This window comes from Paenibacillus sp. JQZ6Y-1 (assembly GCF_040719145.1).
Lineage (GTDB): Bacteria > Bacillota > Bacilli > Paenibacillales > Paenibacillaceae > Saccharibacillus > Saccharibacillus kandeliae.
Window position 1 is genome coordinate 1,908,853 of the sequence record NZ_JBFDUZ010000001.1, and the last position, 26,557, is coordinate 1,935,409.

19 protein-coding genes are annotated in these 26,557 nt (G+C 47.5%); 2 read left to right on the forward strand and 17 right to left on the reverse strand.

Annotation, left to right across the window (positions count from 1 at the left end):
- Positions 1-233: 233 nt before the first annotated feature.
- The 16 genes from xylF to ABXR35_RS08335 all read right to left on the reverse strand — a co-directional run bounded on the left by xylF (position 234) and on the right by ABXR35_RS08335 (position 21,595).
- The gene (gene xylF, locus ABXR35_RS08260; RefSeq protein ID WP_367058042.1) at positions 234-1,529 is read right to left on the reverse strand and encodes a D-xylose ABC transporter substrate-binding protein; all 1,296 of its coding nucleotides are present in this window, start codon (positions 1,527-1,529) and stop codon (positions 234-236) included.
- Positions 1,526-3,067, reverse strand: a complete 1,542-nt coding sequence (locus ABXR35_RS08265; protein ID WP_367058045.1) for a response regulator — start codon at positions 3,065-3,067, stop codon at positions 1,526-1,528. The genes xylF and ABXR35_RS08265 overlap by 4 nt, the downstream gene beginning before the upstream one ends.
- Positions 3,042-4,508: a sensor histidine kinase gene (locus ABXR35_RS08270; RefSeq protein ID WP_367058048.1), complete on the reverse strand. Its 1,467-nt coding sequence runs from the start codon at positions 4,506-4,508 to the stop codon at positions 3,042-3,044. Before ABXR35_RS08270 ends, ABXR35_RS08265 begins: the two co-directional genes overlap by 26 nt.
- Complete coding sequence (locus tag ABXR35_RS08275) at positions 4,505-5,482, reverse strand: sugar ABC transporter substrate-binding protein (RefSeq protein WP_367058051.1); 978 nt, start codon at positions 5,480-5,482, stop codon at positions 4,505-4,507. Before ABXR35_RS08275 ends, ABXR35_RS08270 begins: the two co-directional genes overlap by 4 nt.
- Positions 5,483-5,699: 217 nt before the next feature.
- The gene (locus tag ABXR35_RS08280; protein ID WP_367058054.1) at positions 5,700-6,236 is read right to left on the reverse strand and encodes a cysteine hydrolase family protein; all 537 of its coding nucleotides are present in this window, start codon (positions 6,234-6,236) and stop codon (positions 5,700-5,702) included.
- Between the two features lie 688 nt (positions 6,237-6,924).
- Positions 6,925-8,649, reverse strand: coding sequence for an assimilatory sulfite reductase (NADPH) hemoprotein subunit (gene cysI, locus ABXR35_RS08285; RefSeq protein ID WP_367058057.1), 1,725 nt, complete (start codon positions 8,647-8,649; stop codon positions 6,925-6,927).
- Positions 8,650-8,701: 52 nt separating this feature from the next.
- Complete coding sequence (locus ABXR35_RS08290) at positions 8,702-10,540, reverse strand: assimilatory sulfite reductase (NADPH) flavoprotein subunit (protein WP_367058060.1); 1,839 nt, start codon at positions 10,538-10,540, stop codon at positions 8,702-8,704.
- Positions 10,541-10,782: 242 nt separating this feature from the next.
- A complete protein-coding gene (locus ABXR35_RS08295; protein ID WP_367058063.1) occupies positions 10,783-11,637 on the reverse strand; it encodes a hypothetical protein in 855 nt (284 codons plus the stop codon).
- A gap of 109 nt (positions 11,638-11,746) precedes the next feature.
- Positions 11,747-12,289 carry a GrpB family protein gene (locus tag ABXR35_RS08300; protein ID WP_367058066.1) on the reverse strand — a complete coding sequence of 181 codons (543 nt, stop codon included), beginning with the start codon at positions 12,287-12,289 and terminating at the stop codon, positions 11,747-11,749.
- Positions 12,290-13,942: a DUF6138 family protein gene (locus tag ABXR35_RS08305; protein WP_367058069.1), complete on the reverse strand. Its 1,653-nt coding sequence runs from the start codon at positions 13,940-13,942 to the stop codon at positions 12,290-12,292. It lies immediately after the preceding gene.
- Positions 13,943-14,081: 139 nt separating this feature from the next.
- Positions 14,082-15,284, reverse strand: coding sequence for an alanyl-tRNA editing protein (locus ABXR35_RS08310; RefSeq protein ID WP_367058072.1), 1,203 nt, complete (start codon positions 15,282-15,284; stop codon positions 14,082-14,084).
- Entirely contained in the window at positions 15,281-15,751 is a 471-nt protein-coding gene (locus ABXR35_RS08315) for a GNAT family N-acetyltransferase (protein ID WP_367058074.1), read from the reverse strand. The genes ABXR35_RS08310 and ABXR35_RS08315 overlap by 4 nt, the downstream gene beginning before the upstream one ends.
- Positions 15,752-15,981: 230 nt before the next feature.
- The gene (locus tag ABXR35_RS08320; protein WP_367058077.1) at positions 15,982-16,809 is read right to left on the reverse strand and encodes an aldo/keto reductase; all 828 of its coding nucleotides are present in this window, start codon (positions 16,807-16,809) and stop codon (positions 15,982-15,984) included.
- 349 nt (positions 16,810-17,158) lie between these two features.
- Positions 17,159-18,181: an acyltransferase family protein gene (locus tag ABXR35_RS08325; protein WP_367058080.1), complete on the reverse strand. Its 1,023-nt coding sequence runs from the start codon at positions 18,179-18,181 to the stop codon at positions 17,159-17,161.
- 631 nt (positions 18,182-18,812) lie between these two features.
- Complete coding sequence (locus tag ABXR35_RS08330) at positions 18,813-19,859, reverse strand: LLM class flavin-dependent oxidoreductase (RefSeq protein ID WP_367058083.1); 1,047 nt, start codon at positions 19,857-19,859, stop codon at positions 18,813-18,815.
- Positions 19,860-19,942: 83 nt separating this feature from the next.
- Positions 19,943-21,595, reverse strand: a complete 1,653-nt coding sequence (locus ABXR35_RS08335) for a tetratricopeptide repeat-containing diguanylate cyclase (RefSeq protein ID WP_367058086.1) — start codon at positions 21,593-21,595, stop codon at positions 19,943-19,945.
- Positions 21,596-21,972: 377 nt separating this feature from the next.
- Between ABXR35_RS08335 and coaA the strand changes: the two genes are divergently transcribed.
- On the forward strand, positions 21,973-22,902 hold the full coding sequence (coaA, locus tag ABXR35_RS08340) for a type I pantothenate kinase (protein ID WP_367058089.1): 930 nt from the start codon (positions 21,973-21,975) through the stop codon (positions 22,900-22,902).
- Between the two features lie 50 nt (positions 22,903-22,952).
- Positions 22,953-23,324 (forward strand): DUF423 domain-containing protein, encoded by a 372-nt coding sequence (locus ABXR35_RS08345; RefSeq protein WP_367058092.1) that lies wholly within the window; start codon positions 22,953-22,955, stop codon positions 23,322-23,324.
- A 268-nt stretch (positions 23,325-23,592) separates the two neighbouring features.
- On the opposite strand, the gene ABXR35_RS08350 is transcribed toward ABXR35_RS08345, so the two are convergent.
- Positions 23,593-26,403 (reverse strand): chitinase N-terminal domain-containing protein, encoded by a 2,811-nt coding sequence (locus ABXR35_RS08350; RefSeq protein ID WP_367058095.1) that lies wholly within the window; start codon positions 26,401-26,403, stop codon positions 23,593-23,595.
- Positions 26,404-26,557 lie beyond the last annotated feature (154 nt).

The following is a 26,557-nucleotide window of genomic DNA, read 5'->3' on the forward strand; positions in this document are numbered from 1 at the left end:
CTTTTTTATCCTAGTGGATGATCCTGATTACCATGTGCCTGTTTCAGGATCGTTGTGCTCTGATGCTTGGTGGGATTGGTCTTAGATATGTAAGGCATATGAAACATAACAAAAAAGCACCCATTTCATGCACGGGTGCTTTTCCTGCCTTTATCTGCTTTGTTGGGTTGTGTGACTCATTGAACATTCTTTTGTGTGATCGATCATCATCTTCGAAAACGTACCACAACATCTCATTTTCCATACACTTCTTGTCTGGAATGAAATCCATCGGCAATGACAGTCTGGTTAATATTGTTGCGGTTCACCTCAATGGGACTAAGCAGTATAGAAGGTACTTCGATCTTGCCATTGTTCACATATTGCTTTGCCGTAATGCTCTCGTCCTTCGCCAACTTGACCGCCATCTCTGCGGTAATCTCGGCAAGCTTCCCAATCGGCTTGTACACGGTCATCGTTTGTGTGCCTGCTACAATACGCCGAATAGCTGCTAGATCGGCATCTTGTCCAGCAATCGGAATGCGTCCGGCAAGACCTTGTTCGTTTAATGCTGCCACCGCTCCGCCAGCGGTTCCGTCATTGGCTACAATGACAGCATCGATACGATTATGATTGGCAGTCAATGCTTCGCGCATATTGATCTCGGCGTTCGATGGCTTCCAGTCTCTTGACCATTGATCGTACACGACGCGAATCTGCCCCTCATCGATGCGCGGCTGCAAGACATCGAATACGCCCTGCTTAAACATGTGCGCGTTATTGTCTGTATCCGCGCCACCGATATAGACATATTTGCCCTCGGGAACTAGCTTGGTTATTGCTTCTGCCTGCAAACGTCCGACCTGTTCATTATCAAAGGAGACATATAGATCAACGTCGGCATTTTTGACTAAGCGATCATAGGAAAGAACCTTAATGCCTGCGCGATGAGCACGATTCACGATGGCGGCAGTTGCTTCAGCATTATGCGGTACGATGACGAGTACATCGACGCCTTCGCTAATCATCTGCTCTGCCTGCTCAATCTGGCGTGCATCATCACTATTGGCAGATTGCACGATGACCTCTGCCCCAAGACGATGCGCTGCCTGAATGAACAACTGCCGATCCTTTTTCCAGCGTTCTTCGACTAGCGTATCCATCGCAAAGCCAATACGAATTGGTCGGTTGGCTTTGGAGTTGCCAGTCACTGCTGTACTGCTGCTGGACGATGGGCTTGGAGCTGAATGAGTTGATGGTGTGTATTGCTGCTTGGTCGATGGTGCGACTGCCGTGGAGCTGGCAGCTGATGATTCCGACGATGTGGTTGTCGATGGTGCTGTTGAAGTAACTGTTGTGGATGGTTCAGAATGGGTCGGGCTGGATGATGAACTACAGCCGCTCATTATCAGAACTAGCAATATGCCAAGGGAGATCAGCCATAGGTGGTACGTTAGCAGATGTTTAACAGATAGAGAGCCGATTCTCCATGTGCTTGCTGCTCCATATGATGGATGCGTTGTATCTGTATATGTTTCTATTTGCTTCATTCGCGTGCTCCCAGTAGTGCCTTTCGATATTCCGTTGGTGAGACGTCACAGGACTTTTTGAACACTTTGCTAAAATAGTTCGGGTCCCGATAGCCGACTTCATAGGTGATTTCCTTGAGACTACGCTGCGGATCACCCATCAGCGTTTTCGCACGATTGATCCGACATTCGGTTAGAAAATCAATATAGTTCACACCTAGCTGCTCCTTGAACAGTTTACTAATATAAAACGGGCTTAATCCAAATTGCTCAGCGATGCCTTCCAGCGAAATATCCTGATGCGAATGTTCAGTAATATACTGCTTGATCTTGCCAATCGTATCGGGTTTGATTCGCTGAGCATACGCATCGGAAATACTGCGCATCTGCTCAATCATTAGCGACGTTTCATGACGCAACTGACGATAATCCTGCACTGGTGAGGAATAGACTGGCGGCTCTAACTCCACTCCCATCTCAGTTAGCATACGTGCCGCAATCCAGAGCCGCTGCAAAATTAACTGCTGCGCCTGCAACTGATCTCGTCCAGCCTGCTCATACTGATGTACGGCATGTAGAATATCCTCCCGAATACGATCCCAATCACCAAGACGAACCTGATCAAACAACCGCTGCTCCGCCTGACGTGCTAGTGTACCAGTTCCCGGTGATGCGGTGGACGCGTAATCGTCATAAAAGCGATGCTTGACTGGTAAATACGGATTGCTTGTCGCAATCAAGGCTTCCTGATACGATTGTCGCAAACGTCCAAGCGAGCTGCACGGATTACCGATCCCGATAAAGCATTGCTCTCGTAGCTCTTGTCCAGCAACTGCCAACAATTCACGCGCTATATCCGATGCTTGCGCGCGAAACGATTGTCCAGCACGTCGGAATCCAATGATCGGCACTTGTCGTCCATTTAATGCACCGACCAGACCTTTGCCTGTACGGCGGATTGTTTCTCGAATGGCACCGTATAGATGCTCGGCAGCATCGGGGATAATGACCGCGAGTGCGAATTTCTCACTATCGGGATCAACATCCAGCCAACGTACGGTTTCGTCCAGATGCACATCATGCACATAATCAAATAGCAGTTGCGTCACCATATCTGTCTCGATTACCGGCAGTAGACGTTCCAGCTTATCATCCCGCTGCTTGCTCTGCTCCCGACTCTGACGTTCCGCCTCGATCTCGGCAAAAACCTTTTTGACTGTTGCTGTAATCTCCCCCGCCTTGCTTGGCTTGAGCAGATAATCCTTCACTCCCAGCTTAAGCGCTCGCCGTGCATACTCGAACGTATCATACGCGGTAATCATAATGAATTTGATCTCTGGAAAAGTCGCTCCGATCTGCTCGATCGTTTCCAATCCGTCCATACCCGGCATTTTGATATCCATAAGGATGAGATTCGGCTCGAAGCTGGCAGCTAGCTCAATCGCCAGCTTGCCATTTTTCGCTTGCGCAATCTCCAATTCTGGAAACCCCCGCTGCAAAATGGCTTCTAGTCCTTCCCTCACTACCTGCTCGTCATCGACGATAAGCAGCTTCATCATACGCGTCCCGTCCCCTTACTTTTGGTATTTTTAAGAGAACGCGTACGCCGCGTCCCTCTGTGCTATGAATCTCGATCACATCCCGTACACCATAAAAGAGCCGCAAGCGCTGCACCACATTTGTAAAGCCAATCCCCGTCGAATGCCCTTCACTCTCTACCGGCTGCTCGTCCAGAATCTGCTGAATCTTCACATGACTCATGCCCGGACCATCATCGGCAATCTCCACGGTAACGGTCTCGCCGCTATCGCGGATCACAATCTCAATATTGCCACCATGTTCATCCGGCTCGACTGCGTGGGTGATCGCATTCTCGATGATCGGTTGCAGTGTTAGCCCCGGAATCTGAATTGACAAGCATTCCTCATTAATCTCGGTATGCAAATGTAGTCGGTCGGTAAAGCGCGCCTTCTGAATCTCCATATATTGTCCCATTACCCGTACCTCATCATATAGCGTGACCGAGCGGTCCAATCGCTTGAGATTGTAGCGCAGCAGTCCAGCAACACTAACCAGCAGATCGCTCGTCTCCTCCGCCCCTTCCAGAAATGCCTTCTTGGATAGCGTATCGAGAATGTTGAACAGGAAATGCGGATTGATCTGGCTCTGCAAACTACGCAGCTGACTTTCTTGAAGTAGCAGCTTGTTCCGCTGCAATTCATTTTCCAGCTGTGCCTTCTGCTGAATCTCGGAGATCAGACCATTGATGCTAATGCGCATATGCTCAAACATCTTCGCTAGAAATGAAATCTCATCCGACGAATTAACCTTAACCTGTAGATCAAATCGCCCCTTCGCAAGCTCCTGTGCCGCTTGGGTCAATTGTTGAATCGGACGTGTGATGCTCAGTGAAAACCAATACGTAAATAGCAAAAGCCAACAGGTCATCGTAAGCAAGATCCAGATACCAAGTCGCTTCAATTCACTCGATTGCTGAATAATCCCTCTGTAAAATTGCTCGTAGGTGGTCAGCTCCCGATCCAGTAAGGTGAGCGTCATATCAGAAATATATTTGGAAATGCGTGTTGCTTCGGAGAAAGCATCCGCTGAATCCTCGGTTTCCTTTTCCGAATGAAACATCACGGCGCGCTCTGACGTTTCGATCAGACTGTCGATCAAATTGATATAGCTAGTTAAGGCAAAGTCATTGCCGCTATTACGCAAATTGCTGATTTCCAACTGAGCATCCTGCAATTCCGTTTCCCGTCGGCGTAAACTACTCAAATTACCTTCAGTTGGTGTAATGAGATAACTATTGAGTGACGTAATCACTCTCTGACTTGAGGTGGTCACTTCATTCATTCGCAGGTAGCGTTGCAGAATCTCGTTGTACTGATTCTCTGTCTTCTGGTTGTAGTACATGAGCGTAACCCAGATCATCAGCATAATGAACATGATGATCGCCGTGAGTGTCCATATTTTCCGCTGAATGCTAATCATTGGACCTGCGCCTCCGTACGGATGGAAATGTCCGTCAGATAACCGTCTCGGTTCAAAGGCAGCGTCTTGCCATTCAACCACTGTATCATCATCTGCACGCTCACCTTTCCCATCTCATCAGGCGATTGCTCCAGTATGCCATCTAGCTTGCCGTCACGCAGCAAGGGCAGCACATCTGGGTTGTCGTCAAACGAATAGATTTTATATGATGCTACACTGGAACGTCGGCTGATCTCCTGTACCATCGCTTCAGTTAGATTAGAATCCACTGATATGAAGGCGTTTACATTCGGGAAACGGTTCATAATATTTTGAGTGGCTGCGACGATCTTGTCGCGTACTTCCGGGGTTTGTACATATTCGGTATGAATACCGGGATATTGTTTGAGGATATGCTCCATTCCTTGTACACGTTGTTGCTGGTCGTATTCGTTGCGATCATCGCCCATCAGGACAACGGTGCCCTTTTGCCCCATATCTTGAATCAGTTTACGAGCAATCAATTGACCAGCAGCATGTGGGTCGGAGCCAACATAGGTTTTACGCAAACTGCTCTGCATCGGCACATCGCTGGCAACGGTAATAACGGGAATACCGTAGAATGCGGCTTTCACCTTAGTCAGATTGACAAATTCATCCGTATCCAGCCCTTGCACGATAATACCATCCACGCGTGAATCAATAGCAATCTCCAACTGCTTGAGAAAGCTCTCACGGTCGCGTCCGTAACTTCCCCATACTTCTAGCTTGGCATCCAAGCGTTGTGCCTGCTGTTCTGCGGCAGTACCTAGCTTTTGCCAGAAGGGGGTGCCAAGATCAAAGGTGATCAGAACGAGCCGATATTTCGGTTGTTGCTGGGAACGCACTACAGGCAGTTCATGTTCCGATTGGACAAACCGCAGTGCCGCCATAATGGTAAAGAACAGCAGCGTTAGGGCGACGATCGCCAGTAAAGCGCTTACTTTTTTATGCAAGTGAAAGATCCCTCATTTCGGCTACGATACACGTATTATAGCATCGGTGAGGGTTATGCTAGAAGATAGGAAAGGATAATTTTTTGATGAGTTTTTGGAATGTAAACATACAACACGAGAATAGGAACGTTCGTGTAGAGAGGTCCATTGGGAAACGATCCGTCCTAATTCTGCGTTGTATTGTCATTCTTGCTATCCATCGTTCATTGCTATAATTTCAATTGGTAAATGTAATTTGATCTACCGACTCCAATGTAGCAAAGCGTTTATGCCATACACTCTCATGATGACGAATAATCTGTTCAGCCGACAGAACACTGCTATCTAGCGTACTATGTGCATCCGCCGCAACAATATTGTGTTGGTACCCGATACTGTACGCATTCCGCAGCGTCGTATCCAAGCAAAACTCTGTCTGCGCACCAGCAAAAATTATTTGTTCAATTTCATTCCGGCGCAGCCAGTCCAACAGGCTTGTCCGGTAAAAGGAATCCCAGCGCGTTTTGCGAATGACCGTGTCTCCCAGTTGCCGTGATAATTGAGCACTGATTTCCCAATCTGGCGTATCCGGGTAAAGATCATCACCGGGATTCTCGTCACTGTGTTGAATAAATACAATTGGTACCCCCGCAGCGCGTGCTTTGTCAATTAGTGTGTTGGTGCGTTCTATCAATGATTCCCGTTGGTACAACGCGTTCTCCTCACTGTTGAAAAAGAGTTCTTGCATGTCGATGATGATTAGCGCCTGTTTCATTATGTATCTCCTCCATTTAATCGGAAATGTGAGTGAACCATTTTGAAATTTTAAATTGTTTATTGTGATTGTGCAATGGGAAGTGATTCAATTTGCGTACTGGGGGTTGGTTTTTATGGTCGTTGATACGTGGTTTTTAGTTTTTATTATTGTGAATTTTTCATATAGTGAAATATTTATTTTGATGTTTTGGGGTACTTGTATAAATGGTTGAGACATATTTTTCGTTATTGTAAAATATCGTCTCTTCCTCATTTTATTTAGTCGCTAGCCTACTTCTGCGTTCGCTGGTTCGCTGGTTCGCTGGTTCGCTGGTTCGCTGGTTCGCTGGTTCGCTGGTTCGCTGGTTCGCTGGTTCGCTGGTTCGCTGGTTCGCTGGTTCGCTGGTTCGCTGGTTCGCTGGTTCGCTGAGTAATTGTGACTGGGTGTTTCGTATATGGCAAGTTTACTTTTTGATCTGTTTTTTTATATTCTCTATTGTGAATTTTTCATATGTTGATATTTTAAGATATTTTCTAAAATCCCCTCATCTGTCCTGCCTTATTTACTTCAACCTTCAAAACACTCCTCATTTATAACTTTCCCCTTCCCCATTTTTCATAAAAAAATCGGGAGCATCCGCGTTGTGAACGCGAATATTCCCGATTGCATCATTCTATTATGATTGTTTTTTCCGTTGCATCATTCTTCAAGCATGAAATTGCTGACCATCGTATACCGCTTCCACATAACCTGCACGGATAACGAAGTCGCCAAAATGCTCGCCAAGCTCGCGCTCAGTTGCATAACGCTGGATAATCGGCTTCAGTGAAGATAAAATCTCCTCTTCCCCGATATTTTCACGATACAGCTTATTCAAGCGGCTACCGTCAAATCCACCGCCCAGATACATATTGTATTTGCCCGGTCCCTTACCGATAAAGGACAGCTCTGCCAGCATCGGACGAGCACAGCCGTTGGGACAACCGGTCATACGTACAACGATGTCCTCATTACGAAGTCCCGCTTGATCCAGCTCTAACTCCAGCTTGTCGATCAGCGTTGGCAGGTAACGTTCAGCTTCTGCCATTGCCATACCACATGTCGGCAGCGATACACATGCCATCGAGTTACGACGCAGCGCGGAATAATGCGCGCCATCTGTCAGATGATATTGAGCAATCAGCGCTTCGATGGCTTTCTTCTTCTGACTGCTGACATTGCCGATAATTAGATTCTGGTTCGGCGTTAGGCGGAAGTCACCCGTGTGGACCTTAGCGATCTCACGCAGTCCAGTCATCAGCGGATAGTCTTCCAGATCGACGATACGACCGTTTTGTACAAACAGCGTGAACATCCATTTGCCATTGCTGCCTTTCACCCAGCCGTAACGATCACCGTTATGATCAAATTGATACGGACGCGCTGCTTGCAGTTCCCAGCCTAGACGTTCATGCAGCTCGGCTACCAGCCAGTCCAGTCCACGGTCGTCGATTGTATATTTGAAGCGAGCGTGCTTACGCACCGCGCGATCACCATAGTCGCGTTGAATCGTAACGACTTTCTCTGCAACGTCAATCATCTGCTCTGGTGTAATAAAACCGATGACTTTGGATACTTGCGGATAGGTCGCGGTATCGCCGTGCGTCATACCCATACCACCGCCAACTGCTACGTTGAAGCCAGCAAGTCGTCCATTTTCCACAATCGCGATAAAGCCGAGATCCTGAGAAAATACATCCACATCGTTGGATGGCGGAACGGCAATGCCGATCTTGAATTTACGTGGCAGATAGACGGCGCCATAGATTGGTTCTTGTTCGGTTTCTGTATCACGGCTATCGATAATCTTTTCCTCGTCCAGCCAAATTTCGTGATAGGCACGAGTTTGCGGATCGAGGTGGGTGCTGACTTTGCATGCCCAGTCATACACTTCGGCGTGTACATACGATTGATCTGGATTGGTATTACACATGACGTTCCGGTTAACGTCGCCGCATGCTGCTAGAGTACTGAGCAGCGCATCGTTTACTTCACGAATGGTATTTTTCAGATTCCATTTCAATACGCCGTGCAGCTGAAACGATTGGCGAGTCGTGAGACGGATCGTTTCGTTACCATATTTGTGCGCGATGCTGTCCATCATTAGCCATTGTGCTGGTGTAACGATACCACCAGATGCGCGGACACGCAGCATGAACTGGTACGCTGGTTCCAGCTTTTGCTTTTTCCGTTCGTTGCGCAGATCGCGGTCGTCCTGCATATAGCTACCGTGGTGCTTCATTAAGCGGTTGTCGTCCTCAGGGATGGAGCCAGTGATTGGGTCTTTGAGCGTCTGCTCTAGACTACCGCGCAGATAAAAGCTATTTCGTTTAATATCCTCGACGTCGCTATGCGGACGGTCATGAGGTGGAAATTTTTCGTACTGGACCATGTTCAGTTCTCCTCTCGTAATCGCGGGCGTTTCCCCATTCAGCTGTTATTGCTCAATATACGTCCCGCTGATAACGTTTTTGCTGCAGCATATTGCTCATATACTGGGCAGCTTCTTCTTGGCTCATATTGCCCTCTTCAATTAGAATGCTTTCCAATGTCAGATGAACATCGTTTGCCATATGCTTTTCATCGCCGCATACGTATACAACGGCGCCTTGTTGAATCCACTCGTACAGCTCGCGGCTGCGTTCCTTCATACGGTGCTGAACATATACCTTTTGATCACTGTCACGAGAAAAGGCTACATCCATGCGCGTTAGCACGCCATCCTTGAGCCAACGCTGCCATTCGGTTTGATACAGGAAATCCGTACCAAAGCGGCGGTCACCGAAGAACAGCCAGCTTTTGCCCTCTGCTCCAGTCTCTTCACGCTCGGCGATAAAGGAGCGGAATGGCGCTACGCCTGTACCCGGTCCAATCATAATAATCGGTGTCGAGTCATCATGAGGCAGTTTAAAGTTGTCATTGTGCTGGATGTAGACTGGCAGCGTATCGCCCGCTTCCAGCCGCTCGGCAAGATGCACGGAGCAAACACCGTAACGCTGACGACCATGCTGTTCATATTCAACCTTCCGTACTGTCAAATGCACTTCATCTGGCGATGCCTTGAAGCTGCTGGAAATGGAGTACAAGCGTGCTGGAATTTTACGAAGCAGCGACAGCAATTCATCCGCTGGAATATCATTCAGTGCAAAGTCACGGATCAGATCGAGCAGATCGCGCCCTTGTAAATACGTACGCAGATCCTGCTCGCGCCCTTCTGCCAGCAGATCGTCCAGTTGCTGATTGTCTGCCAGTCCAGCGATTTTTTCTAGTAACGGCTTGCTCAGTGTCGTGATCTCATAATGACGAAGCAGCGCTTCGCGGATGCTTAGTTGATCACCATTTTTGTTAATGACAATGGATTGCTCGTCGTTCCAGCCCGTTTGCTGCAAAATGTCCTCCACCAGCTGCGGATGATTTTGCGGATACACACCCAGACTGTCACCGGGTTCATAGCTCAAACCAGAGCCTTCCAGCGACAATTCTACATGCCGTGTTTCCTGATCTGAACCGCGACCGTTCAGATTTAGATTTTCCAATACCTCTGCTGGAAATGGGTTGGTGCGATTGTACTCCGATTCTACAGCAGAACCAGCCGTACCTTCTGCCGCTACAGACGCAGCGGTCACTGCCGTACTGGCTTGCCCCAATGCAGCCAACACGCCAGCAATCCATTCTCCTGCCGCTTCTTCAAAATCCACATCGCAATCGGCACGATCAACAATGCGCTGTGCACCGAGTTCTTCCAATCGTTTATCAAAGTCCTTACCAGTCTGGCAGAAAAATTCATATGACGTATCGCCCAGACCGAGAACGGCGAATTTCGTTTCTGGTAATTGTGGTGCACGCTTGCTATTCAAAAATTCATAAAAGGGAATCGCATTATCCGGCGGATCGCCCTCACCCTGCGTACTGGCGAGAATGAACAAATTGCGGACCTTTTTCAAATTGTTCGTTTTGTAATCGCCCATCGACGAGAGCGTAACGTCAAAGCCTTGTGCTGTCAGCTGTTGGGACAGCTTTTTCGCCAATCCCTGCGCGTTGCCCGTCTGGGAACCGAACAGAACTGTAACTTCCTTCGGTATTTCTGGTGCTGCGGGCGCTGCCGCAACCTGTGCAGCTTCATTGCTTGCAGCTGGAGCAGATACGGCACTGCTCGTTTGCAGCGAAGCGCTCAGATAACCGCTCAGCCAGATGCGCTGTGTGTCGTTCAAGGTTGGCAGCAGACGATTGAGGAGCTCTGCTTGCTCCTGTGTAAACGGACTGTTAGTAGCTTGAAATTCCAACGATATCCACCCCATCATTTAGCAACGGCGGTCATGTCGCCGTCACTAATTCCTAGTATATTGCTCAGATTAATTTATGCTTACTTGAACTTATCACAGTCCAGCAAAGCGGTCAATTAGAATGCCTTATAGGTCTTATCAGTTCTGCTGATGAACGACATAGCAAAGACAAAAAAGCCTTTTCCATAGCGATACCATACAGTAGTAGCATACCTGTTGGTACCGCCGGAAAAGGCAGATTGTTATTTTACATACACAACGAATCCATAGGTGATCTCATGAAACTCATCCCATTTTGCCGATACGCTGTACTCGTAGTATCCGAGTTTGGTCGGCAGGGTGAAGCTGCGATTGGTGAGCTTTTGTGGAATATATTTTTTGTCGGTAACCTTGTACACAAACAATTCGGTTGGCGTACCTGTCAATTGCACACTCAGTTTGGAGGAAGGCTTGAGCTGAAGTGCATTGTCCTTCATCTTCTGATCGGTTACTTGATACAAATATCCACCGCCTGCCATACCTACTTCATTGCCGGAATAATCGACCGTAGTCCAAATGGAAGCGATGTATTGTAGCGGTAGTGTCTTCTTGCCGCTATTGATCTGTACTTTATTTACAGCAAAGGTTAATGGTGATTTGGTCTTGACTAGCAGATTCCGTAGAATATCCGCCTGCTCTGCGGGAATCTCCTGCACCGCTTGCCCTGCATCTGACGAGGTAACGATCAAGGCTGATTGCCCATATGTAGATCCAAGCGATAGTCGATAGGATGTTACTTCGTTATCTGTTGTTTTTACCGATACTTCGTAATCGGCTGCTTGCTGCGAGCTTCCTTGTGAAGGCGTGCTAAGTGTAATCGCTTGCTGGAACAATTCAATGATTACTTTGTCCGTATACGTTCTGGATACGCAGGGGCTAGAGCTTGATTGTGCTGGTGCTTGAGTAGAACAAGTTGCTGTGATGGATTGCGTATGGTTGACGATGTCTAGCATTTGTTCCGGTGTGGCTGCCCATGATGGCGTAGACGGTACAATCAGGCTGCATACCAGCGCTGCTGGCATGAGCCATGCCGCCTTTTTACGTGTAAAGATGTGCATGAATAAATCTCCTCACTATATTCTATATTATGTATAACATTTAAATTATAGAATAATTTGGGATAATATGCACCTTTCATTTTATACTTATCCTTTAGCAAGTCGCCAATCAGCTGTTACGAAGAGCAAAGATTTGTTGGATATATTGCTCCTTATACGCTGTATATTCCATGATGCCATGCTGCTGTTGAGCGATAAAATTCATTTTCAGCTGTGCATACCGCTTCCGTGCGTCCTCATGTTGATTCATATAATCGCGAAAAAATATCATATTCCGCCAATGCTCACCATCATACGGAATCATATGAATGAAATGCGTCTTCACCTGAAACGCAGCATCCGCAAACCGGGCAAACACCGCTTCCTGCGGACGCTGCACCTTTAACCGATAAAATCCAGCGATACGCAGGGGTGTATCATACACTGACCATTGCGCTTCCTCTTCCTCAACACCCAGCGCTATATCAATAATTGGCTTTGCCTGTAAACCGTCAATCGCAGTACTGCCAACATGCTGAATCTGATCGGATGAGAGACTAGAAAGCTGTTGCAGCAGTTCCATCCGCACCTGTTCAAATTCACGTTTCCACAATGGATCATGCTCCACTACAAGCACTTGATCCGGCTGCAATCCAAGCTGCGGACGTTTCATCTACAGCCCTCCTTGCTTGAGAAATGCTTTCTGCTTGCTTGCATTTCCGAATAGCAGATAGAGAACCCACTCCCGCTCATGATCTTCTAGCGCTCGCAATTGCTCTGCCACAAGCTGAATCCATTCCTGCTGCTGCATAATCTGATCCCCCAGCCCTTTGACCGTTTTGGCAGATTGACCGCTACCTAGCAAGATGTACAGTAGCACTGGCAATGTCTGTTCATCCAGTCCGTGCGTTTCCACAAAAGCAGCAGCATAGGAATTGTGCGCAGACTGATGCTCAGTATCAACCAACTGCATATACCGACGCAATAGCGGGAAATAGTCGCGACTGTATAGACCCAGACCCAAAATGGCATACGTTCCCGGCATGACCGATTTCTCGCCCGGCTCTACATCTTGATACCACGCAAATTCCTGCATAACCTTTTCTCCATAGGTTGCAAGGAGTGGATACAGATTCGGATATTGCATCGCATTGGCGAAAAAGCGATGTAGCGGCGATTTGGCAAGACGTTTTAGCGGTAGCGCATTCTTTTGCTTGCTGCTGAATTTCAGTTTGTATTCACGCGGAAATCCTTGCTCCAACACATCGCATATATACGTGAGCGCTTCACGATACGACGCCTCTTCCTCCGACTCCAATGTAATACTCATCTGTTGCAGCACATCGTTAGCTTTAGCAGTTATATATTCATTTTTGCGTTCATGCTCTATATTGCCGCTGCCCTGTTTTACATACAGAGCTGCCTGCTGCGAATGTAGCTGTACCGCATAATGCAAATAGATTTTACGCTGCTCTGCATCCTGCTTCCCAATCCGCATAGCTGCATAAAGGAACATGTCCAATTCATGCGGATCAACCTCCTCCGCCGTCACTTCCTGTCGAAGGGTTCGCTCGGTGGTATACTCATGCTCTGAATCAAAATATTGCGGCAAAAAGACATCATTCGCCCAGAATTTCAATGCCATCGAGGATGTAGACTGCCATCTCTCATATTGTGTTCTGAATTCAAATAACTTCTGATCCACCTGCTCAAACAGCGGCGCTAGCGTCTGTACATCCGTTGGCACCATATCCTTATTCAGCAGCAAATTGGCGAAAAAATGTAGATCACGTTCATTGGGCAAAACAGGCGGTTCTGCATAAATCTTCTGCTCTATAAACGACTGTAACGCTTGCTGAAGCGATGTCAGCTTGACTGGATTGATAAACGTTTCGCCATATACATACCTCTCATCTGTCTGTTCACTCGCAAATGCAAGCTTAAACTCTAGCCTATAATCAAACATCCGCTTCCCATACTGATCAGATAGGAATAATTCATGCAGCTGTTCACGGAATGTAGGCATAAACTCCTGCTCCAACAAGGAAGATGTCAATGACTCGCGCTCCACCTCGCTTTCCCATGTATACGCCGTATTACTCCATGAAAAGGGTTCCTCAATCTCTACGAAACATTTGCCTGCTTGTCGACTGGAAGCATTCATTCCAGCACGTCCCATTTGATAACCGACGTGCACATAATCGCGGAATCCCGCTTGCAGCGGACTGTGATGATTTATTTCGTCAATCCGACGTTGCTCCTTGCTGTATAGCTGATGTAACTGTGTCCATGTTTCGTGTAATAACTGCTCTATATGCGGGTGCACCCTGATTCCTCCCTTGTTATACCATAGCGTCTGATGATTCATTTTCTATTCTATGTAAGCTTGCATATTCATACAAATATGCAAGCCGATCCGTATTCATCCCCTATTATTATCACCCATTGTCGCGCCTATCTGTCTGTTATCCCTGCTCCACCTTGAGCAGTTCTGACTTCGCAAATGTACAAAATTCCTGCAAAGCCTCACTCGAAGCGAAGCCAGCCTGAGCGATGGTATCATTTCCGCCGCCTTTGCCGCCATAGGTCGACAGATGCTGCTTGAAAAAAGCGCCAGATTTCACATGAGGATGACCGTTCTGCGCCAATACAATCTTGTAATCCTGCTCACTAGACAGCAGCACCGTACATTGGCGCTGATCAAGCAGCTGCGCCGCCAGACGCTGCAAATCCTGCAATGATTTATCAGCAAAATGATGCACAAGCAGTGGTTGCTCCTGCTGCGCATCCACTGAAGATAGCAACGTATTCAGCAAAAATGCGTCATTTTCGCTCCGCAGGCGTTGTAGCTCATCCCGCTGCTGGCGCTGTTCCTGCTCCCATTTATCAAAGCGTCCCACAATATCGCGCCGTCCCGTATTGAAGCGTGATGCAATATGATCCAGAATATGCAGACTTTCGCTGTAATCTGCCCATACGCGCCAGCCATATTTGAAATACAAACGAATATGCCCTTTGGTTTTCTCCGCCTTATACAGCTTAATCATGCCAAGCTCACCTGTGCGGGATACATGCGTACCGCCGCAGGCATTATGCTCGATACCCTCAATCTCCACAATACGTACATGGTCTGTTACCGATGGCGGCTTGACCAGCGTCAAGGTCGCAAGCTGCTCTGCATCCACGAAGTAGCTGTTCACCGGAATATTGCGGTAAATGATCTCGTTAATCTTCTTCTCCAATGCTACTAGCTGGTCGGCAGAGCAATCTAGTGTATCCACATCAATCGTAGATTCCTGCTCACCCAGATGAAAGCTCAACGTCGGTGCAGATAACATATCCAGACAAACCGCTGATAGCAGATGCTGCCCTGTGTGCTGCTGCATATGGTCAAAGCGTCGTTGCCAATCAATCTCGCAATATACCTCTGCACCATCTGGCTGCTCCGGCAAGCTTGGCAACTGATGCAGCACTTGTCCGTCTTGACGCTGCACATCCAGCACCGGAATACCGTCAATCGTGCCAGTATCGCACGGCTGTCCGCCGCCGTGTGGGTAAAAAGCGGTCTGGCTCAGCACGACATAATACTGACCATCCTGCTCCCATGTATGCTCAATGACCGCACTCCAGCTGGTCAAGTATGATGAGTCAAAATACAGTTCCTTCATGCTTCCTTCTCTCCCTGACAACGTTCTACTGCCAGTGTTTTAATCATTTTGCGATGCGGAATCCCTACCTCGATAAACGGTTCATCAAAGGCGGTGTAATTCAATTTTTCATAAAAAGGCAGTGCCACCTGACGCGCATTCAATACGATGTGTATGTACCCGGATTCCAGAGCGACTTGTTCCGCACGCTCTACCAATCGACGACCGATCTGTTTGCCACGCAGCGATTCATCAACCGCCACCTGCTTCATCTGAATGGTATCATCATCCACTTTTTTGAGCAGCAATACACCGACGACACGATCTTCATACAACGCGCACAGATGGATCGCCTGATCTTCGCCGATCAATTCCTCGTGATGAATGCTCATACCTAGCGGCTGACGTAGTACCACATCGCGCAGTTCCAACGTCAGTGGGTATAGCTCACTGGCAGTATCAATTTGTTGAATCGTTACTTCACTCATCTCCAGTTCCTCCTGCACCATATAATCATCTACGTTTATGACAAAGTTAATCATATCCGCGGCGGAAGATCAAGGATTCACACCCACAAGCATGCTGCCACAGGACAACAATCAAAAACGATGCGCCCACATGGACGCATCGTAAGAAAGGATTGCATTCTGTTATATATCATTCGGATATCAAAACCGTACACAACAACGTGTAACATTCCGTTCTATAATTCGCTCTATTAAAAGTCAAAATTGTCCGGGTCTGCGCCAAAGCGTTGATCCTTGTTCAACTCGTCAATCCGTATCATATCCGCATCGGACAGCTCGAAATCATAAATATCGGCATTTTGTACGATACGCTCCTGCTTGATCGATTTGGGAATTGTAACGATACCGCTTTGCAGATCCCAGCGCAGCAGCACTTGCGCAATCGACTTGCCATAGTTGTCAGCAATCTCCTGCAATGTTGGATCATTTAACAAACGACCTTGTGCTAGCGGTGCCCATGCTTCAATCTGAATACCATTTGCTTTACAGAAATCACGCAGTTCCACTTGACTGAGCAATGGATGCAGTTCCACCTGATTCACAACAGGCTGGATCTCCGCATCAGCCAGCAAATCCTGCAAATGATGGATTTGGAAATTGGATACGCCGATCGCGCGCACTTTGCCGTCCTTATGCAGCTGCTCCAGTGCTTTCCATGTTTCTTTGTATTTGCCTTTGACTGGCCAGTGTACGAGGTACAGATCGACATAATCCAGACCCAGCTTATTGATACTCTGGTCAAATGCTTTTAACGTGCTGTCATAGCCCTGATCGGAGTTCCAGACCTTGGTCGTAATAAACAGTTCTTCACGTGGTACACCGGATTCGCGAATCGCCTGACCAACGCCATCCTCGTTTTGATAGAGAGCAGCGGTATCAATCAAGCGATACCCAGCCTCAATCGCCCATTTCACAGAGCTGATTACCTCATCGCCCTCTTCGACCTTATACACACCTAGACCGAACCAAGGCATCTTCACGCCATTGGATAATTCAACAGTAGATTGCAAATGCAGCATAATGATTACTCCTCCTTCAGCGCTTACGCTATGGCAGCGCGATCTTCGATATAAAGTCATGATTGCACAGCAAATCTCTTGCCATCCACCGATCCCCCTTTTCAAGGAGACGCAGATGAATGGCAGATGCTGTTGATATGCCTGTTCACATTATACCTCACACGGGTACAGTCTTGAAATTGAAGGAAATACAGATCACCTGTACAATTTACAGTTCTTGTTTCGATGTATGGTTCTTGCTGGTAATTATGGTTCTTGTTGCGATTGTTCAGCCTACGTAACTGTATTGCAAAGCTTCAAGCACATGATCCAACCTAGACGATGCAATCTGTTTGCACATAACGTGCGCCTAACTCATATCGGTACGACTGCTACGTCCTGATTGCCGCTTGAACATACGCTTTACACCCGGCTCCACCAGCCAACTCGACATCACGCGTACACTGCTCAATGACAGCACAACCGTAATGAGCAAACCAAGCGGAATGAGCAGCAAGCCACGCGCTGGTGCATCCGTAAACCATTCGTAAAATCCACTTACCGTAAGCGCCATCACCAGAAATCCGTGCAGCAGATACGTATACAGCGTATTGCCACCCATGCCGGATACGCCAGCAACACGGCGCTGTGGCATCAGACTCATCACTGATGCCCCTACCAGCACAGCAAGCGCGTATACACCTACCCGATAGATGCCAGCAGACCATTCGTTATGACTAAGCGATTCATACGAGAAGCTTCCATATAGCCATTCCTTGTCGATGTGCGGTGCATAGATGCTCAGCATAATCCATGTTCCGATCAATATCACTGCCGACAGCATCCGCATCATCGGTGTACGCAAGCGATCAATCCACGACCGATCCATATAATACCCTAACAGGAAAAATGGGAAGAACACGATAGTGCGCGATACACTTGCATAATATTCCGCATCATTCGCATATCCCGCCCATAACGCCAGCACCACAGTCAGCGGCAACGCATACTTGATGCGAATCATATATGGCATCGCCGTTTTCCAAAGAATCATACTGAAAAAGAACCACATTAGCCAATATGGCGTGAAAAACGAAAAGACCAGTTGCTCGCGTCCATATAACCAGTAATCCCAAAGCGAATACAGCGATTCAAAAATAAGATAAGGCAAGATCAGCTTGCTGACCACTTTATTGAAATAGTCGCCCGTACCGATATGTTTGGCAAAATAGCCGGAAATCAGTACAAATAACGGAATATGAAAACTATAGATTAGTAAATATAGCGGCTGTAGCAATGGATTATCATACAGCGGCTCAATGAGGTGCCCGATTACAACCAGCGCAATCAGCACAAATTTTAAATTATCAAAATACGCATCCCTCGTCGTCATGTACTGCTCACTCCCTTCGCCTACAGACAGCATCGCGAGATGGTTATCATCAATCTGCGGTTGCTTTCTGATTTTGTAATCATGCGATGGAGGGAAATCATCACGTTTTGTTTGCCATTCTAGTAGGATGAATAGCAGGAATAGCTGTATCCTTCTTCTGGGGTCTTATACCCCGCCCTGCCAGACATGAACCCCATTATACCAACCTGCTATCTGAATATCCAATGGAGGACATACTGGGTTCGACAGTAAAAATGAACTGTTTTGAGCTGGATCAGTACTTACGAACCATACATGCGATGCAAGACATTCAGCTTTATACCCGTCAAAATATACCGAAATGAGGGAATATAAAACTTTTGATACGAGCATATGAAAAGTACTCGCATGTATGTCGGAGGAACTGTTTTTTCATGACGGTCCTATTTTTGGTAGTCAGCATCGCCATTTTTCCCTATTGCTGCTACGTAGCTAACAGTATCGGTATACAAAATCATTCATAGATTCTCATGTATTGCGTTCGGATGTGTAATGCACTACTCCCTATTTCACATACACACATAAAAAAGCAGGCACTGTCTGAACGACAATATGCCTGCTTTTATTGAGAAGAAAGTAACACCAACCATATTTAATCCGCTGTTACAGACTCTCGCAACCCCGCCACTCGGCTAATAATATCATATGAATGCAGACGCGCCTGGTGATCGTGGATCATACTCGTAATGATTAGCTCATTCACACCTGTTTCCTGAATATACTGCTCCAGCCCGCGTCGAATTGTATCCGGTCCACCCTTAATGGAGGAACGAAGCTGCTTCTCCACGGCTGCTTTTTCATACTCTGTCCATTTGCCCGTCATATCGGCAGGCGGCTGAATTTGTCCCGTCCGACCACGGATAATATTGAGGAATTGCTGCTGCATCGTGGTACTTAGCCATTCCGCTTCCTCATCGGTGTCTGCTGCTACCATATTAATGCCCAGCATCACATATGGCTCTTTCAGCATCTCTGACGGTTGGAAATATTCCCGATATACACGTAGCGCACGCTGCAAGTAGTCTGGCGAGAAATGACCAGCAAATGCAAATGGCAATCCTTTTTGTGCTGCCAGACGTGCACTAAAATCACTGGAACCGAGCAACCAGATTGGCACCTGCAAGCCTTCTCCTGGCACTGCGCGCACGGGTGCATGATACGATGTCGCTGATGCGTCAAAATACGCTGTCAGCTCTTCCAGCAGCTCTGGAAAGTCTTCGCCGCTGTTTATATCTCGGCGCAGCGCTAGCGTTGTACGGCGATCACTGCCAGGCGCGCGTCCCAGACCCAGATCAATCCGACCCGGATACATGGACTCCAATGTACCAAACTGCTCAGCAATGACCAGTGGCGCATGGTTTGGCAGCATAATACCGCCTGCTCCGACGCGAATCGTGCTTGTACCAGCAGCCAAGTAACCGATAACGACCGATGTCGCTGAGCTGGCTACGCCCGGCATATTATGATGCTCTGCCACCCAGTAACGATGATAGCCCCATTTCTCAGCGTGCTGCGCGAGATCGAGGCTATTTTGAAATGTTTGACTAGCGGTTGATCCGGCATTGATCGGTGCCAGATCAAGAATAGATAACTGTATATGTCCCGATTGATCGGGTTGGTTAAATGATGATGCAGACATTGAACTGCCTCCTTTGATGTCATTTCTAGAGGTTCAATATCCCATTATGCTCCTATTGAATCGTAAAATCCAGCCTTTTTGCATTATCCGATGGTGCTACAGCCTACAACCTTATTGCGTCCCGAACGCTTCGCTTCATATAGATTGTGGTCGGCGAGAGACAGCAATTCGGTACGGGTTACGTGCGTACCATTGGTAGTACTAACACCAAGACTGGCTGTCACTGGCATCTTACCGGTAATTGAGCTCCAATCTGCCGAACGAATAGCCTGACATAATCGATTCGCATACAGCATGCCTTGCTCGACATCTGTATCCTTAAATACCGCTAGAAATTCCTCGCCGCCGATTCGTGCTAACGCGGACGATGAAGGTGCGGTTAACGACATAATTTTGGCAAGATGTACTAATACCGTATCGCCCACCTGATGAGATAAAGTATCATTGATCTCTTTGAAATGATCCAAATCGATCAGCACTGCCGTTACAGGTTGTCCGCTAACAAGCGATTGACTAAGCAATTCGTCCAGATATGGGTCCATAAAGCGGCGATTATGCAATCCCGTCAACGGATCACGTAGCGCCATTTCTTTGAAATACTCACTATCCCGACGTGCTTCTTCAGCATCAAATGTAATTTGCAAAATCCGTGCGCGTGCTTCCCGTTCCGCCGAGCGCTTAGCTTCATTTTCCTGATGGTACAGCTTGTGCTCCTCGTAAGCACGTCGATAATCGCCAATAGCTGCATACATTTCCGACTGCTGCAATCGAACGCGAACCATTAAGCCAGACAATCCCTGCTCACGGCACATATGGCGAGCTTCGTTCAGCGTTTTCTGCGCTTGTTTGAGCTTACCCTGCAATCGCTGTGCTTCTGCCGTTGTGATGAGGCACTCTGGCAGCACACTTAGATCACCTAGGCGGCGACTGAGTGGATCGTTTACAAGCGGCGCCAGTGTCGCTTCCGCTTTTTCAGGATGACCCAGCAATAGCTCGATTGCAGCGATAGTATCCAAATGCGAAGCATTCAGCTCCACATTATTGAGTCTAGCAATTTCGCGCATCTCGGTTGCGAGGCGATAAGCTTCCTCGCCCTTGCCTTCCTCACAGCGACTATATGCCATATTGTTCAGTGCGAACAGCGATAGCTGCACATCGTCTGTAATTTTCGCAATTTCCAATACCTCATTAAAATGCTTGATCGAATCCTCATATGCCCCTACTTCATCAAGGGTCAATCCAATCATCATTAGATGGTCGGCGCGCAGCGAGAGTAGTGCATTGTCTGGCAGCTGTTGCACACTAATAATCGCATGCTGCAATGCACTCTCATTATCACCCAACCGGCGGAAAAAGCCTGCCAGCAGACGATGGCTACGCGCCAAAATATGCTTGTGTCCGTTGCGTTCTGCCCATTCATTGCTCTGACGGATAATCCGTCCCGCTTCGGCAACCTTGCCCTGACGTGCCATAATATCGGCTTGAATTAGCTTCGTTCGGATCAGCAGCGCCTCATCACCGATCTCCTCCGCAATCGACAGTGCAGGCTGCACCGCCGAGACCGAAGCATTCACGTTCCGATACGGAAGCAGCTCCAACGTATCCAGCATCGCCAAAAAGGCTTCCGGCGTTTGAAGATCAACCGACTCTCTTGTAGAATGAGCGGTATTTTCTCCTGCCTGCGGCGTTTGCTCCTGCCGGGGTGAGGTTGATTGGTTATGGATTGGTTTAGACATACTGCTTCCTCCTTCATGACATGCACAGCGCCAGCTTGCTTCTATATCATTTATTTTCGGTACATTCTATCTAAAATGTTTAAAAATTATGAATCTATATCTAAAATAGCTTTTGTTATGTAATCAAATGGGTAAGAAAAACAAATATTTTTAATATTATACACGTTTAAATTGGTTATCAGGCATATTTTTATCAATCTATTACTAACTATAGCTCAATGGATTATGTATGATAAGTCCTTTTTTTCACTTTTCCTTTACATTACGCAAACATTTTTTCATTTTGAAGTCATTTGCATCTTTTCCATTTGCCTAATAGGGTTTTTTTGCGGTACATTGGGTACATTGGAAATAAAACATGCAGAAAGTGAGAGCACATGAGACGTTATTCACCATACATCGAATTTGATCGTCGGGATTGGGCCGACCTGAGCGATCATTCCACCCCCTTACCTTTAACCGAACAAGAACTAGAGCAGCTAAAAGGTCTAAATGAGCATGTCTCGCTACAAGAAGTGCAGGAGGTCTATCTGCCGCTTACTCATCTGATTCACATGTACGTAGGCGCTTCCCAGCAGCTACATGAGCTTACGAGCAGCTTTCTACGTAAAAAGGCACGCAAAACGCCATTCATTATCGGGATCGCCGGCAGTGTGGCTGTAGGCAAAAGCACGACAGCTCGATTACTGCAAACGCTATTATCGCGCTGGCATACCCATCAGAAGGTCGATCTAGTAACAACGGATGGATTTCTGTATCCAAACGCGGTATTGGAAGAGAAGGGTATTATGAACCGCAAAGGCTTTCCAGAGAGCTATGACATCAAACGGCTGATTACCTTTATGGGTGACATCAAGTCTGGCAAACCGAATGTACGTGCTCCACGCTATTCCCATCTAACCTATGATATTTTGCAGGATGAGGAAAGTGTGATCAACAACCCCGACATTCTGATCGTCGAGGGTATTAATGTGCTGCAAGTGAAAAAGGAAAGTCCATTATTCGTCAGTGACTTTTTCGATTTTTCCATTTTCATTGATGCAGATGAAAAGGATATTGCTCGTTGGTACATTGAGCGATTCCAATTGCTGCGTCAAACCGCTTTTCAAAACCCAAAATCATACTTCCATGGACGATTCTCCAATCTGTCGGAGGAGGAAGCTCATGCGGCTGCCAAGCATACATGGAAAAGTATTAACGCGAAAAATTTGCATGAGAATATTTTGCCGACCAAGGGACGTGCGCAGCTGATTTTGAAAAAAGAAGCCGACCATGCCATTCAGCATATTTATCTACGCAAATTATAACGAAAAAGATGACTTCACTTCGAGTTTCATGTAAAACGGAGGATACCGATATGCACATACTTATTGCGATAGGCGCTATTATGATGTTTCTGGCGGTAGCGATTGGCGCATTTGGCGCTCATGCGCTCAAGCCGAAGCTTACCCCAGAAATGTTGAAAATCTACGAAACCGGTGTTCAATATCACCTGATCCACGGACTCGGTATCATTGTGACTGCTATCATTGGCATTGTGTTGCCGTCAGCAAGTGGATTGGCGACAGCCGCAGGCTGGTGTCTACTGGGCGGCATCGTACTCTTTTCCGGCAGTCTGTATGTGCTTAGTCTGACCGGTGTACGTAAGCTAGGCGCAATCACACCGCTTGGCGGTTTGCTGTTCATTGCAGGCTGGATTGTACTTGTTATAGCAGCAGTACAAGGATAAACGTTTCCCCATTCGCTATAGAAACGTTGCTTATTGTTACCCACTTTTTGGAATACATAAGCAGCTTAATCACAGGAGCATAGACGGTTAATGTACTATATCTGACAGTATGTTCACATCGCTACCTAACCAGCCGTATCGCTTGCCTGACATTTGCAACGATACATGAATATGAAGTAAGGAAACGCCCCGGCAGTGGCTACTTGACCCGTATAGGATCGAGCAGCAGTCCGGGGCGTTTTGTTTCTGCAAAAAGCTTGCCTAGCGATTATTGCGTAACGTTCACTATCAATGGCTCGCTCGTTGTGGAGCCGGAAGCATTCACCAACTCGGCAGTGTATACATATTCTCCCGGCGATTTGCCGGAAATGCTGGATACAGCGCTCTGTGCTTGTGGTGTAGCAGGCTTCAATGACTGTGTATCCACCAGCTTGCCATTTTCATACAAACGATATTCCGTCGCATTGGTGCCCCACCACAGATTTGTAGTCAGCTGATAACTTCCATCGCCATCCCAGTTGTCGCTTGCCAGCACTGGCTTGCCTGGATTTGCATCCGTCACTTTCACCGTTAGCGGCTGGCTTTTTGTCGTGCCGTAGCTGTTGGTCAGTTCCAATACATACGTATAGGTACCGTTCGCTTTGCCTGCAATCGAAGTGCTGACTTGCTGTGCATTCGGCGATTGATCAGATAGCTTGCCGCTCGCGATTACTTGATCGTTTTCATACAGCTTGTAGGACGAACCGTTATTGCCCCACCACATATTCATCGTCATGCGATAGTCGCCATCCAGTAAGCCGGTATCATGACCATTATCGTCGGACAGCACTGGCGTACCCGGTACGCCCGTAGCTTGTGGTTGCTCTGTCGGCGGTTCTGGTGTCGGTTCTTGTTCTACCTTTTCCAGATCGCTCAGACCACGCGGCTTCAGTTGGAAACTATCCTTGAAGATCGCCGCGATCCCACGAATATTGACTACATCGCCCGCCTGATAAGGAAAAGACGATTGAGTCAGACCTGTGCGTGCATCCACGCGTACATGCGTCGTTACTGCCTGCGGCGTGTATACATCGCTTGTAACATCAAATTCAAAGGAGCCTGTCGGTGTTGCACTCACGATATTGCTGATTGTTACCTTGTTCAATTGCACCAATTGACCTTGATTGTACGCATCCACCGTTACCGCTGTAGCTGGTTGCGGCAACGCGGAGGTTCCTTTTTTCTCCAAGGCAATCGGATCGGTTAATTCCAGCTCGGCATTGTAAATGGTCGTTGGCGCCGTAATGCGAATCACATCCCCGGGAGCAAATCCGGTTTGATTTTGATACACGTAGATGCCGCCTGTTTGATCCTGAATATAAAATGCTTGTCCGCCAAAAGAACCCGGTGTTGTAGTCACTACACCTTCAACCGTTACAAGCGTATTCGCATTCTGGCTCCGTGCACTAGAAATGGTGCTGAGCGCTGGAATCTGCACACCACCATTATCCTGCGGTAGCGGTTCAGCTGGTACATTTGCGATTGTAACGGACTTTGTCAGCAGGTTGCTGCCATTTTGACGCAGACGCAGACTGGCTGCACCTGTTGTACCCGGCTTGATGCGTACAGTCAGGTCCTTGATCGCATGACCTTTGCTGTCTGCAGTCAGACTGTAACTCGAGCTGTAACCATACGAAGTCGGCCATGTGCCGTCTGGATTCTGAATTTGTGCCACCTGCGTACCGCCGGTTACATAAATACCTGCGCTAAAGCCAGTGACTGTAGTATTCGGTGTCAGATCGTCGGCGACGATACGAATCTGGAATTCCTCAGCGTTTGGCAGTTGTGCTTGGTGCACAAGGCTATACGTCGGATTGGAGACACTCACTGTACTGCCGAACGAACCCGGTTTAAATGTAGAAGTATCCCACCATTTGTATCCGGCTGCTGGTGCTGCCCACGGTTCTGCTTGCGGTTCTGTCGATGTCTGTGGCGTTTCGATTGCCAACAGCTGCGTCGGCTGATCCAATTGCAGTCCGTCTACTTGATCCAGACTGGTGTAGCTCTCGTCACGAGACAACCAATTGACCGTGTTAACGAGCAGCTTACCATCATCCACTTCTTTGAAGCCATCATATGTTGTTTTCTTAGCGCCTGTTTCCTCGCGCAGATATTTCGGTGTTGCATCCTCGACTGGGGAAGAATCACCGATAAAGGCTGCTTTACCGCCACCCAGCTTGGAGACTGCTACATAAGGACCCTCAGCTACGCCGCCCCCATTATAGACGCCCTGATCGACCGCATTGCCCCATGCTTCTTTCGTTTCTGGCAAGTATACGATGCCTTTGGCTTTGGTTGGATCGGTAATCGCTAGTGTGGAACCAGCGTGCATCGCCACACTATTAACGCCTTCCGTAATACCAAACGCCTGATCCGGCGCTACGATATTGTTAGCGTTAATATCGCCGAGTGCATTATAACGGAAACGCACACCAAAGTTGTCGGACAGCCAATCAGAACTAACGACATCCTTCATCGCAGCGGAATTGCGTTCCTCCTCCGACATTCCTTTGGCTGGGTCTTCCCATGCACCACGACGATAGCCATTGATCGCCTCGGAGCCATCCCAACGGTTTTTGTTACGGTCGGCATTATAATGATCGCCAACGAAGAAAATGCTGCCGCCATTTTCCACATATTGCTTCATCGCTGCCTGTTCACTTGTTTTGAACGGTACATTCGGTTCGGCAATGACAAACACATCATATGGACTGAGATCGGCATATGTAAATGAAGATGTTTTACGCAGCTCTTTTACGTAATACCCATCATTCGCCAGCGCATTAGCAAAATCGGAGAATCCACCATCAATGACCCAGTCCGCCGCTCCTGCGGTTTGTGCGTGCGTATTGTCAAACAATACCTTTTTCCCGGCATTTTGATTGACCACTTTGGCTTCAATATACGGAGCCGGATCACTTGCTGTCTCAGCGTGTGCTACCGTTCCCCCTGTCAAAAGCGCTACTGGCAACGGCATTGCCAGCGATACTGCCAGCAGACTGGTCACCCATTTGGATCGAAATCCATTCCATGTAAGCATACATTTCCTCCTATGTATATAAAATTAAGATAACGTTACTATATTATCATGGAAATATAGTAAAATGTATTTCTTTTTGTAAATTTTTAAACAATAAGGAGATGTAAATTTAATGTTTACTCACATGAATATAAAGAAATGATTCATTAACTCG